The sequence below is a fragment of the Bradyrhizobium sp. Kon10 genome (genome assembly GCF_055807395.1).
On sequence record NZ_JBVVOZ010000037.1, the window covers coordinates 1 to 10,075 of the forward strand.

Sequence of the window (10,075 nt, forward strand, 5' to 3'; positions counted from 1 at the left end):
TCGAACCGGTAGTCGAGGCCCTGCACGTCGGTGCTGCCGCCGGAGCCGTAATGTGTACGGAACGAGTTCAACGAATCATACGAGACATCCGCCTCGTTGCGGATTGGGCCGGTGTGCGGCTGCCTGGTGACGAAATTGATTGCGCCGCCGCTGGCGCCCTCGCCCGACATCAGCGAGGCCGGGCCTTTCAAGATCTCGATGGCCTCCAGATTGGCCGTATCCATGACCCGCGATGTCATGTTCTGCGGGCCGATCTTGATGCCGTTGTAGAGCATGTTGGTCTGGCTGTTGGTGAAGCCGCGCATCGAGAAAGCTGACGGCTCGGCCGGATTGTCACCCGCGGTGACGCCGACCGCGCCCTGGGCGACATCCGAGACGGTGCGGTAGCCGTGCTCGCGCATTGTTTCCGCCGAGATCACCTCGACGGTCGCAGGCGTTTCGCGCGCGGTCAGGCCGAGACGCGAGGCGCTTTGCGCCACCGCATTGGTGTTGAGCGGCGTCTGCGCGGTTGCCGATGGCACGGCCAGCGCGGTCGCAGTCCTGCGCGCTGCCTCGCGGCGTGCGGCCTGCCTTGCGCGTCCGGCCGGCTTGCGGGACTGTGGCGAGGTCACCTCCACCGGCGGCAGCTGCTCGCGTGCCTGCTGCGCCAGGGCTGCGGGCATATCGATGGCGGCAAACGAAGTGAGCGTGGCGGACGCAAGCAAAAAGCCGCGCGGTCGCGCAAGACGGACGGAAGACATGGTCTTGGACCTCGGTGTGACGTCGGTGGCACGTCACAGCGAACCAAGGTCCCATCTTCGGCCGTTCAGCCCTCCGATGAAGCCAAATGTCTGTACTCCCCGACCGACATCTTCGCGTGTGACCACGGCTGACGGCAGGTCTCCTGGCTCGCGGGTCATTACCGCTTCGTCGCCTTCCCGGGACCGAGGGCCCAGTGGCTGATGACGAAGGATTCGCCGCTTACAGTTGCGGGGGCAGCTACGGCATTGGGGACAATTTCCCCGCACCGCATTCCCTTTTCACCCCCTCTCGGGGAAACCGTCACGGTCATCTAGGATTACGATCAAGATAGAGTCAATGTGCCTGTTGCGGCGACGTTGCCACAGCGACCAACTTTCCCAGGAGATTTTCGTATGGAGGGCGAAACCTTCCTCTGGCTGATCCGTCATGCCGTCGTCGATGGCGTCAGGGGCACCATCCACGCGCCCGACGCGCCGGCTGATCTCAGTGATCAGACGCAGTTGGACGCGCTGGAACGGTATCTGCCGCGAGAGGCCGCGAGCTATGCGAGCCCGTCGCGACGCACGGTCGAGACGGCCCGCGCGCTGAAGCTCGATCCGGCGCTCGTGGGCGAATTCAGCGAGCAGGATTTTGGCGATTGGACCGGCCGGCGGCATGACGAACTCGCGGCCAGTGGCGGTGACAGCTATGCGCAGTTCTGGAATGATCCCGCGCATCAGCGACCGCCGAACGGTGAGAGCTTCGAGGATCAGGTCGCGCGGGTCCGGCTCGGTCTCGCACGGATTGGCGCCGGGCCAGCGACGCTCGTCGTGCATTCAGGCACCATTCGCGCTGCACTCTGCATCGCGCTCGATCTGGCGCCGGACGCGGCCCTGCGCTTCGTGATCGATCCGTTGTCGCTGACCCGGATCGATCGGCTCCCAACGGGCTGGCGCGTGATGTGCGTCAATCAGTGCGTGGCATGAGCCGGATCAGGCCGGACGATCCGGCACATTGGCCTGCGCGAACGTCGCCATGCCGTTGTGAAGGCTGCACGCGAGCCGCACCAATGGCAGCGCGATGGCCGCGCCCGATCCTTCCCCGAGCCTGAGATCAAGGCTGATGAGCGGCTGAACGTTCAGCGCGCGCAGCACCAACCGATGCCCCTGCTCCGCAGACTGGTGCGACGGCAGCAGGAACGGTTGGCACGCCGGATTCAGGCGCACCGCGGCCAGCGCCGCGACGGATACGATGAAGCCGTCGATCAGCACCGGAATGCGGCGCTGCGCGGCCGCGATGATCGCACCGCAGATCGCTGCGATTTCAAGACCGCCAACGGCGCAAAGAATTTTTTCGGGCGATTTGTCCGCAACGCCATGACGCGCAATCGCGGCATCGATCACCCGGGCCTTGTGCACCCGGCCGGCGGCATCGACACCGGTGCCGGTGCCGGCGATTTCTTCAGCGCTCACCCGGAGCAGGCCCGCCGCAATTGCCGCCGACGCCGTCGTGTTGCCGATGCCCATCTCGCCGAAGATCAAGAGATCTGGCTGGGTCGCGCCCGCACGGACGACCGCGCGCTGGCCGGCTTCGAAGGCAAATGCCAGCTCTGCAGGTTCGAGCGCAGCTTCCATGCTGAAGTCGCGGGTGCCGTTGCGCGGCTTGTCGGTGACAATGCCCGCCATCTCCTCCAGCGCCAGCGTGCCGGCGTCGACCACCTCGAGGCTCGATCCCAGCTCACGCGCCAGCACCGAGATCGCGGCACCGCCCGAGGTAAAATTCGCCATCATCGCGATGGTGACGGGTTGCGGATAGGCCGAGACGCCCTGCGCGACGATGCCGTGGTCGCCGGCGAAGATGATGATCGGCACACGCGCTGCACGGGGTTGTTCGGTTGATTGCAGGCCCGCGAGTTCGATCGCGAGCTGTTCGAGCCGGCCGAGCGAGCCGGTCGGCTTCGTCAGTTGCGCCTGTCGCGCAATCGCCGCGTCGCGATGGACCGCGGAGATGTTTGGACAGTTTTGGTAGACCCATTCGGGGAGCATGCTGCCTCGCTTGGCCTACGGCCGGCGTTTGAGAATGTAGCTGTCCATGATCCAGCCATGCTGCTGGCGCGCGTCATGCCGCGCGGCGACGATGCGCGGGCCCGCTTCAGCAAGCGCGCCGGACATGAGGATCTGATCGGGCATGCCGAGATAGGCGCCCCACCAGATATGCAGGCCGGCCGGATCGAGCGACTCGAATGCCGTGCCGCCGTCCAACATCACCACAACGGTGTCCGTGCCCTGCGGCCAGCCGCCTTCGCGCAACCGCCGGCCGGTCGTCACCAAAAAGGGCTCGGCAATATCGTTGAGCGGCAGCGCATGCGCGGCGCACAGCGCCTGGATCGACGTGATGCCGGGCACGACCTCGATCTTCGGCAAGGGATTGAGCCGCCGCGCAATGCGCAGCGAGGAATCGTAGAGCGAGGGATCGCCCCAGATCAGCAGCGCAACCTTGCCGTCCCCGCCGAGATGGCTCGCGATCGTCTGCGACCACGTCGCTGCGACCGCATCATGCCAACCGTCCACGCCCTTGCGGTAATCCGCCTCGTCCGCATCGCGTAGCGGCAGGTCAAACTCCGCGATGCGCGTCTTGTCGTTCGTGAGCACATCCGCGCAGATCGTCCGCCGCAGGTCGGCGAGATCGGATTTCGCGGCCCCTTTGCGTGGAATCAGGGCGAGATCGGCCGCGTTGATCGCAGCGATCGCCGCGCGCGTGAGCTGCTCGGGATCGCCGCAGCCGATGCCTATCAGCGAAAGCGTCTGCATCACGGACCACCCTCCGCCAGCGCCCCGAACAGGATGACGGCCGCCGTGGAGGCGGCCCCGCCCCGCGCAAGCTGTTCGGCAAGCGCTGCAATGGTGGTGCGGACCAGCCCTTCGTCGGCGCGGCCGAGGGATTCGGCGAACAGCGCCGGGGTGTTTGGCGCCAGCCCATGTTCGATCAGTTTTGCGGCAAGCGCCGGAAAGGTCCGGCGGCCCATATAGACCACGGTCGTCGCCTCGGGATCGGCCAGCGCAGCCCAGTTGAGGTTTTGCGGCAGCTCGCCGCTGATATCGGCGCCGGTGACGAACTGCACCCTGCGCGAGGTGTGGCGGCGGGTCAGCGGAATGCCGGCGTGCGCAGCCGCGACGCAGGCCGAGGTGACACCGGGAATGATCTCGTAGCCGATGCCGGCTTCGCGCAGCGTGTCGAGCTCCTCCTCGAGCCGGCCAAAAATGCCGGCATCGCCCGACTTCAAGCGGACCACACGGATACCGGTCGCCGCATAGTCGACCAGGAGACGATTAACATGGTGCTGCTTGGTCGAAGGACGGCCAGCTCTTTTGCCCACGGCGACGAGATTGGCGCCGGGCCGGGCGAGATCGAGGATCGCACCGGAGGCGAGGTCGTCATAAAGCACGACGTCGGCCTCCCGCAGCCGCGCCGCGCCCTTCAGCGTAAGCAGCTCGGGATCGCCGGGGCCGGCGGAGATGAAGGAGACAAAGCCGCTCACCGGTCCTCCGCGATCAGATGAAAGAACGTGCCAGTGGCTCGTCCCCGCCGCGAGCCGGTCTCGGCAATGACCGCACCGGTTGCGTCGTGCACGACTGCCAGCGGCGTATCGGGTTGGGCCAGGATGGTCGAATAGTGGAATTCGTGGCCGCGCAGGCGCGCGCCGGGTTGATGTCCAGGCATCGGCGCGGCGAGCGCCGCCAATCGATAGCCCAGATGCATGCGGCGTTTGGCAAAGCTCGTCTCCAGGCCGAGCAGGCCCGTCATCTCATGACGCGCGCCGTCTGCGTCGGTGAGGCCTGCGCCGAGCACCATATAACCTCCGCACTCCCCGTGCACCGGACTCGTCGCGGCGAAAGCGCGCAAGCCGCCGGCGAAGCGTGCGTTGGCGGCGAGTTGACCGGCGTGAAGCTCCGGATAGCCGCCGGGCAGCCAGCACACATCGGCGCTCGTGTCGGGCGCTTCATCGGCGAGCGGCGAGAACATCAAAATCTCGGCGCCGGCGGCGCGCCAGCCTTCCAGCATGTGCGGATAAACGAAGGAGAACGCGGCATCGCGGGCGAGCGCGATGCGCTGGCCGGGCGGCGTCACGTGCAGGCCGTTCCCCGCAGGCGGCGGCGACCACGTGGCGGCCGATCGCAGCACGGCATCGAGGTCGACATGTTCGGCGACAAAACGCGCGGCTTCGTCGATCAGACTGCCGATCTCGGCCTGCTCCTCGGCCTGCACCAGGCCGAGGTGCCGCTTCGGCAGGCTGATCTCGGCATGGCGCGGCAGCGCGCCGAACACGGCAATGCCGACATCGGCAAGCGCACGACGCACAAGGTCCTCGTGACGAGGGCTTGCGACGCGGTTGAGCACGACGCCGGCAAGACGCAGGCCGGCGCGGTAGTCGCGAAGGCCCGCGGCAATTGCCGCCGCGGTCTGCGCCTGCCCGGACGGATCGATCACCAGCAGCACCGGCCAGCCCAGCATCTCCGCAATATCGGCCGTAGCACCGTTGCCGCTGACGCCGCGTGCAGCGACTCCGTCGAACAGGCCCATGGAGCCTTCCGCAAGAACAATATCGGCATTGGCACCGCGGCTGACGAGATGTTCTATCGTCACGCGATCCATTGCCCAGCTGTCGACGTTGACGGAGGCACGCCCGGTGGCTGCGGCATGGAAGGCTGGATCGATATAGTCAGGGCCGCTCTTGAGACATTGTACCTTCAGTCCGCGATTGTGCCAGGCACGCGCGAGCGCCAAGGTCAGCGTGGTCTTGCCGACCCCTGAAGCCGGTGCGGAAATGACGAGGCCTGCCGGCATCACGACGCCTCCGGAAAACGGGGCTCGGCGCCGATGGGCCGGTAGCGGCGATCATAATCGGCCGCATAAAGCCGGCTCTCGGAAAAGTCCGCCGAGCCGAGCGTCTTGCCGACCAGGATGAGCGCCGTACGTTCGAGCTCCGCACCGACGGCGGCATCGAGCGCTGCCAGCGTCGCACGGACGACGCGCTGATCCGGCCAGCTCGCGCGCCAGACGATCGCGACCGGGCAGTCCGCGCCATAATGCGGCGTGAGTTCGGCAATGACCTTGTCGAGCAGATGGATCGACAGATGGATGGCGAGCACCGCGCCGGTGGCGGCGAAGGCGGCAAGCTTTTCGCCTTCGGGCATTGCGCTGGCGCGGCCCGGGGTCCGCGTGAGGACTACGGTCTGTGCAAGGCCCGGCAGCGTCAGCTCGGCTTCGAGTGCAGCCGCAGCGGCGGAGAAGGACGGCACGCCGGGTGTTACTGTAAAGGGAATTCCAAGCGCGCGCAGCCGACGGAGTTGCTCGCCCATCGCCGACCAGATCGAGAGATCGCCGGAATGCAGCCGCGCGACGTCCCTGCCCTTCGCATGCGCGCCGGCGATCTCCGCGATGATCTCATCGAGCGACAGCGGCGCGGTGTTGACGATCCTCGCGCCCGGCGGGCAATGCGCAAGCACGCCCTCCGGCACAAGCGAACCGGCATAGAGGCAGACCGGAGAGGCCGCGATCAGGTCGCGGCCGCGCAACGTCAGCAAATCGGGAGCACCCGGTCCCGCGCCGATGAAATGCACCGTCATGCGCCGTCTCCTTCCGCGATGGCCGCGGTGGCGGTCCGATCCTGCGAGATCGCCCGCGTCGAAAGCAGCCGCGCGTGCGGACCAGCTGCCGCGAGCGCCGCAGCCTCGGCAACCGAGCCCGTGCCGAACGCTTCGGTGATGCGTTCTGATCGGGTCGGCGTGTCGATGCCGCCCAGGACATCGGCTAAAACCGCCTTGATGGGCACGCCGCATTCCCGCGCGAGTAATTTCAGCGCCTCGGCATCGGCCTTCTCGCTGACGGTCGCGAGAGCCGCAACGCCCGCGGGACCGCCGGCCGCCACAAGCGCTTCACGCAGCGACGCGAGCGTGGCGTCGCGCCTGAACCCGAGACCGGCGACCTTCATCGGACCGTACTCCATTGCACCACCGGCCGCGCTGCCTCCCAGGACCGATAGCGACCGAGCGGAGCGGCATGCGAAATCTCGACCCGCATCAGTTCGCCGCCATGGCGCTGATGCAATTCGCCGAGCAGCGCTTCCGTCTCCAGCGTCACGGCATGCGCAACAAGCCGCGTGCCGGACACAAGACGCGACCACACGGCGTCGAACATCGTGAGGTCGAGGCCGCCACCGATGAAGACGGCATCTGGCGCTTCCAAATCAACGAGAGCCTCGGGTGCCTTTCCCGCGACCACATTGATCCGATGCGTCAACCCGAAGGTTGCAGCGTTGCTGCGGATGTTCGCGGCGCGATCTTCGCGCGATTCGACGGCAATCGCGGCGCCGCCGCACAGCGCCCACTCGACCGAGATCGAGCCCGCGCCGGCGCCGATGTCCCACAGCCGCTCGCCGGGGCGCGGCGCCAGCGCCGAGAGCGCAAGCGCGCGCACAGGCCGCTTGGTGATCTGACCATCATGGGCGAAGAGATCGTCCGGCAGTCCCGAGTTGCGGGGGATGCCCTGAGTTCCCCTCGCCAGCAGCGCCACCGCAACCAGTTTTTCGTCAGAATCATCAGCAAAGAGCTCGGCGCGATGCTGGTCGATGTATTCACGTGGGCCGCCAAGGGCAGCGAGCGTCCATAAGATTGAAGCGCCCCATCTTCGTTGCGTCAGCCATTTCGCAAGATCGCCGACCGCCGCTGCGTCACGCATCAGACAGATGACCCGTGCATTTTTCGCCAGATGCGGAACCAGGCGCTCGAACGGCGCGGCGTGAAGTCCAAGGCACGCGACCGATTCGAGACGCCAGCCAAGCCGCGCAGCGACGAGCGAGAAGGTCGAAGGGCCCGGATACGCGATCCATTCGTCGCCACCAAGCTTCTCGGCAAGGCTTGCGCCCACCCCATGCCAGAACGGATCGCCGGAGGCGAGCACTGCCGTCGGCGTGTCGCGGCAGCTCAGCACGATTTCTGCGTCGAACGGAATCGGCCACGGGCGGCCACGGCTGGTCACGCCTGCAAGCGCAAGTTGGCGCTCACCACCGAAGACAGTTTCCGCGCTCGCGAGCGCCTTTCGGCTTGCGTCAGACAGCCCGGCAAGGCCATCTTCGCCGATGCCGATGATCGTCAGCCAGGGATCAACCATGACGCGCGCCCTCATCCTGGGCGGAACCACTGACGCGAGCTTGCTTGCAGCAGCGGTTGCGCGCGCGGGCATCGAGGCCGTCTATTCGTATGGCGGCCGCACGCGTGTGCCCGCCGACCAGCCGCTGCCGACCCGCATCGGCGGTTTTGGCGGGGTGAACGGGCTTGCCGGCTACATCCGTCACGCAGGCATCACGCACGTCATCGACGCGACGCATCCTTTCGCCGCCGAGATGAGCCGCAACGCGGTCGCGGCGTGTGCGGAAACCGGTACGCCGCTGATCGCGCTTGAGCGCGCGCCCTGGACCAGCACGCCCGGTGACAACTGGATCGAGGTCCACGACGTCAATTGCGCGGCGGCCGCACTGCCGGACCCGCCCGCCCAGGTCTTCCTCGCCATCGGCCGCCAGCACATCACACCGTTCGCGGGCAAACCGCAGCATACCTACACGCTGAGATTCGTCGATCCGCCAGACGCGCCCCTGCCCTTCGCGGCCGATGTGATCGTGTCGCGCGGACCATTCACGCTTGATGGCGAACTGAAGATGATGCGTGCACGCCACATAGATTGGGTCGTGGCTCGCAATTCTGGTGGCGACGGCGCCCGCGCCAAGATCGATGCGGCCCGCACGCTCGGCCTGCCCGTGATCATGATCTCGCGACCGGAGCTGCCCGATCGGTTGCGGGTTGAGAGCGTGGCCGAGATCATGCAGTGGCTCGGTCATCGGACCTGCCTCGGCGCATAAATCCAACGTCCGACGCGGCGCGTCTGCGAGTTGCCGACGATCACCAAAGTGCGCATGTCGGCCATCTCGGGCGTCGCTTGGTTCAGCGTCACGGTTTCGATCTTCTCGTCAGGCGCGCTGACCGCACGCGCGAAAATCACGAGGCGCTCGCCGCAGCCTGCCTGTTTCAGCACCGCGAGCGCGCGCCCGAATCCTTCTGGCCGGTTCGCCGAGCGCGGATTGTACAGCGCAATGGCAAAATCGGCTTCGGCCGCGAGACGCAGGCGCTTCTCGATCACCGTCCACGGCTTCAAATTGTCCGAGAGATTGATCGCGCAAAAATCATGACCGAGCGGCGCGCCGGCGCGCGCGGCCGCGGCCAGCATCGCAGTGACGCCGGGCAGCACCCGGATCGGAAGCTTCTGCCATTGCGGCGCCTGCTCGAGGGCCTCGAACACGGCAGAGGCCATCGCGAACACGCCGGGATCGCCGGAGGAGACGACGACGACCTGGCCGCCTTCCGCGGCAAGCCGCAAGGCTTCGCGCGCGCGCTGTAATTCCTCGCGGTTGTCCGATGAATGCAAGGTCAGGCCGGCCCGCGGCGGCACACGCGACACATAAGGCCCGTAGCCCAGAATGTCAGTCGCAGCTGCAAGCGCAGCAGAGACCTCCGGCGTCACCAGCGCGTCGCTGCCCGGCCCGAGGCCGGCGATGGTCAGCGTGCCCATCATTCGGCCGCGTCCGGATGGCGGCCCTTGCCGTGGACCAGCACGATCGCGAAATAAGGACACTCGGCGGCATCGACCTGGGCAAGCCGCACCACGCGCTCACCGGGCATGGTGCCGCGCTCGACCAGCCAGGCATCGTCCAGGCGGCCGGCCGACCCGAGTGCACGGCGCACCTTCTGCAGGTTGCGGCCGGTCTTCATGATGACCAGCGCATCGGAGTCGCGCATGCGGCGTTCGAGCTCATCCTCGGTCAGCGTGCCCATCAGCACGGTCGTCACGTCGTCGCCGAGCGCGATCGGCTGTCCCACCCCATTCCAGCAGCCGACCATGCCGGGAATGCCCGCGATCACCTCGATCTCGACGCGGCTTTGCAGGCGCGTGTGCAGATGCATGAAGGAGCCGTAAAAGTAAGGATCGCCCTCGCAGAGCACGATGACGTCGACCGCGCGCGCCAGCCGCGCCAGCCGCTCGGCCCATTCGTCATAGAAGCCGCCGAGCAACTGGACATATTCCGGGCTGTCGAATGCGATCTCGGTCGTGACCGGATATTCCATCGGGTATTCGGTGACATCTGCTGCAAGCATGCCGTCGACAATCCGGCGTGCCTGACCGGGCCGGCCCTTCTTGCGGAAAAAAGCGACATGCCCTGCGCCGCGCACGATGCGATCGGCGCGCACGCTCATCATATCAGGATCGCCGGGGCCGAGACCGCAACAGATGATGCGTCCCATCG

Annotated in this window: 12 protein-coding genes and 1 riboswitch; of the genes, 2 read left to right on the forward strand and 10 right to left on the reverse strand. The window is 66.9% G+C overall.

Annotated elements, in window-relative coordinates; translation table 11 throughout:
* A partial coding sequence (locus AC0L2O_RS31365; RefSeq protein WP_473372485.1) for a TonB-dependent receptor plug domain-containing protein occupies positions 1-740 on the reverse strand: 740 nt, incomplete at its 3' end.
* Between the two features lie 116 nt (positions 741-856).
* Positions 857-1,058, reverse strand: a riboswitch (cobalamin riboswitch).
* Positions 1,059-1,133: 75 nt separating this feature from the next.
* Here AC0L2O_RS31365 and AC0L2O_RS31370 point away from each other — a divergent pair.
* Positions 1,134-1,706 (forward strand): histidine phosphatase family protein, encoded by a 573-nt coding sequence (locus tag AC0L2O_RS31370; RefSeq protein WP_473372486.1) that lies wholly within the window; start codon positions 1,134-1,136, stop codon positions 1,704-1,706.
* Between the two features lie 6 nt (positions 1,707-1,712).
* On the opposite strand, the gene cobT is transcribed toward AC0L2O_RS31370, so the two are convergent.
* From cobT to cbiE, 7 genes are read right to left on the reverse strand one after another with little or no spacing between them, the layout of a single operon-like run.
* Complete coding sequence (gene cobT, locus AC0L2O_RS31375) at positions 1,713-2,765, reverse strand: nicotinate-nucleotide--dimethylbenzimidazole phosphoribosyltransferase (RefSeq protein WP_473372487.1); 1,053 nt, start codon at positions 2,763-2,765, stop codon at positions 1,713-1,715.
* A 15-nt stretch (positions 2,766-2,780) separates the two neighbouring features.
* A complete protein-coding gene (gene cobF, locus AC0L2O_RS31380) occupies positions 2,781-3,530 on the reverse strand; it encodes a precorrin-6A synthase (deacetylating) (protein WP_473372528.1) in 750 nt (249 codons plus the stop codon).
* A complete protein-coding gene (cobA, locus tag AC0L2O_RS31385; RefSeq protein ID WP_473372488.1) occupies positions 3,530-4,258 on the reverse strand; it encodes a uroporphyrinogen-III C-methyltransferase in 729 nt (242 codons plus the stop codon). Before cobA ends, cobF begins: the two co-directional genes overlap by 1 nt.
* Positions 4,255-5,565, reverse strand: a complete 1,311-nt coding sequence (locus AC0L2O_RS31390; RefSeq protein ID WP_473372489.1) for a cobyrinate a,c-diamide synthase — start codon at positions 5,563-5,565, stop codon at positions 4,255-4,257. Before AC0L2O_RS31390 ends, cobA begins: the two co-directional genes overlap by 4 nt.
* Positions 5,565-6,347 (reverse strand): precorrin-4 C(11)-methyltransferase, encoded by a 783-nt coding sequence (gene cobM, locus AC0L2O_RS31395; protein WP_473372490.1) that lies wholly within the window; start codon positions 6,345-6,347, stop codon positions 5,565-5,567. Before cobM ends, AC0L2O_RS31390 begins: the two co-directional genes overlap by 1 nt.
* Positions 6,344-6,712, reverse strand: coding sequence for a cobalamin biosynthesis protein (locus AC0L2O_RS31400; RefSeq protein WP_473372491.1), 369 nt, complete (start codon positions 6,710-6,712; stop codon positions 6,344-6,346). The genes cobM and AC0L2O_RS31400 overlap by 4 nt, the downstream gene beginning before the upstream one ends.
* Positions 6,709-7,890: a precorrin-6y C5,15-methyltransferase (decarboxylating) subunit CbiE gene (cbiE, locus tag AC0L2O_RS31405; RefSeq protein ID WP_473372492.1), complete on the reverse strand. Its 1,182-nt coding sequence runs from the start codon at positions 7,888-7,890 to the stop codon at positions 6,709-6,711. The genes AC0L2O_RS31400 and cbiE overlap by 4 nt, the downstream gene beginning before the upstream one ends.
* Between cbiE and AC0L2O_RS31410 the strand changes: the two genes are divergently transcribed.
* Positions 7,889-8,635, forward strand: a complete 747-nt coding sequence (locus AC0L2O_RS31410) for a cobalt-precorrin-6A reductase (RefSeq protein ID WP_473372529.1) — start codon at positions 7,889-7,891, stop codon at positions 8,633-8,635. The two genes, cbiE and AC0L2O_RS31410, sit on opposite strands and share 2 nt — an antisense overlap.
* On the opposite strand, the gene cobJ is transcribed toward AC0L2O_RS31410, so the two are convergent.
* Together cobJ and AC0L2O_RS31420 are read right to left on the reverse strand one after the other, a co-directional pair.
* Positions 8,611-9,345, reverse strand: a complete 735-nt coding sequence (gene cobJ, locus AC0L2O_RS31415; RefSeq protein WP_473372493.1) for a precorrin-3B C(17)-methyltransferase — start codon at positions 9,343-9,345, stop codon at positions 8,611-8,613. The genes AC0L2O_RS31410 and cobJ overlap by 25 nt on opposite strands.
* Entirely contained in the window at positions 9,342-10,073 is a 732-nt protein-coding gene (locus AC0L2O_RS31420) for a precorrin-2 C(20)-methyltransferase (protein ID WP_369724887.1), read from the reverse strand. The genes cobJ and AC0L2O_RS31420 overlap by 4 nt, the downstream gene beginning before the upstream one ends.
* Between the last annotated feature and the right edge of the window lie 2 nt (positions 10,074-10,075).

What these genes read in the sequence shown, in the direction of transcription:
- AC0L2O_RS31370 (WP_473372486.1), top strand. Translation starts at nt 1,134, where the DNA reads ATGGAGGGCGAAACCTTCCTCTGGCTGATCCGTCATGCCGTCGTCGAT.
- cobT (WP_473372487.1), bottom strand. Translation starts at nt 2,765, where the DNA reads ATGCTCCCCGAATGGGTCTACCAAAACTGTCCAAACATCTCCGCGGTC.
- cobF (WP_473372528.1), bottom strand. Translation starts at nt 3,530, where the DNA reads ATGCAGACGCTTTCGCTGATAGGCATCGGCTGCGGCGATCCCGAGCAG.
- AC0L2O_RS31390 (WP_473372489.1), bottom strand. Translation starts at nt 5,565, where the DNA reads ATGCCGGCAGGCCTCGTCATTTCCGCACCGGCTTCAGGGGTCGGCAAG.
- cobM (WP_473372490.1), bottom strand. Translation starts at nt 6,347, where the DNA reads ATGACGGTGCATTTCATCGGCGCGGGACCGGGTGCTCCCGATTTGCTG.
- AC0L2O_RS31400 (WP_473372491.1), bottom strand. Translation starts at nt 6,712, where the DNA reads ATGAAGGTCGCCGGTCTCGGGTTCAGGCGCGACGCCACGCTCGCGTCG.
- AC0L2O_RS31410 (WP_473372529.1), top strand. Translation starts at nt 7,889, where the DNA reads ATGACGCGCGCCCTCATCCTGGGCGGAACCACTGACGCGAGCTTGCTT.
- cbiE (WP_473372492.1), bottom strand. Translation starts at nt 7,890, where the DNA reads ATGGTTGATCCCTGGCTGACGATCATCGGCATCGGCGAAGATGGCCTT.
- cobJ (WP_473372493.1), bottom strand. Translation starts at nt 9,345, where the DNA reads ATGATGGGCACGCTGACCATCGCCGGCCTCGGGCCGGGCAGCGACGCG.
- AC0L2O_RS31420 (WP_369724887.1), bottom strand. Translation starts at nt 10,073, where the DNA reads ATGGGACGCATCATCTGTTGCGGTCTCGGCCCCGGCGATCCTGATATG.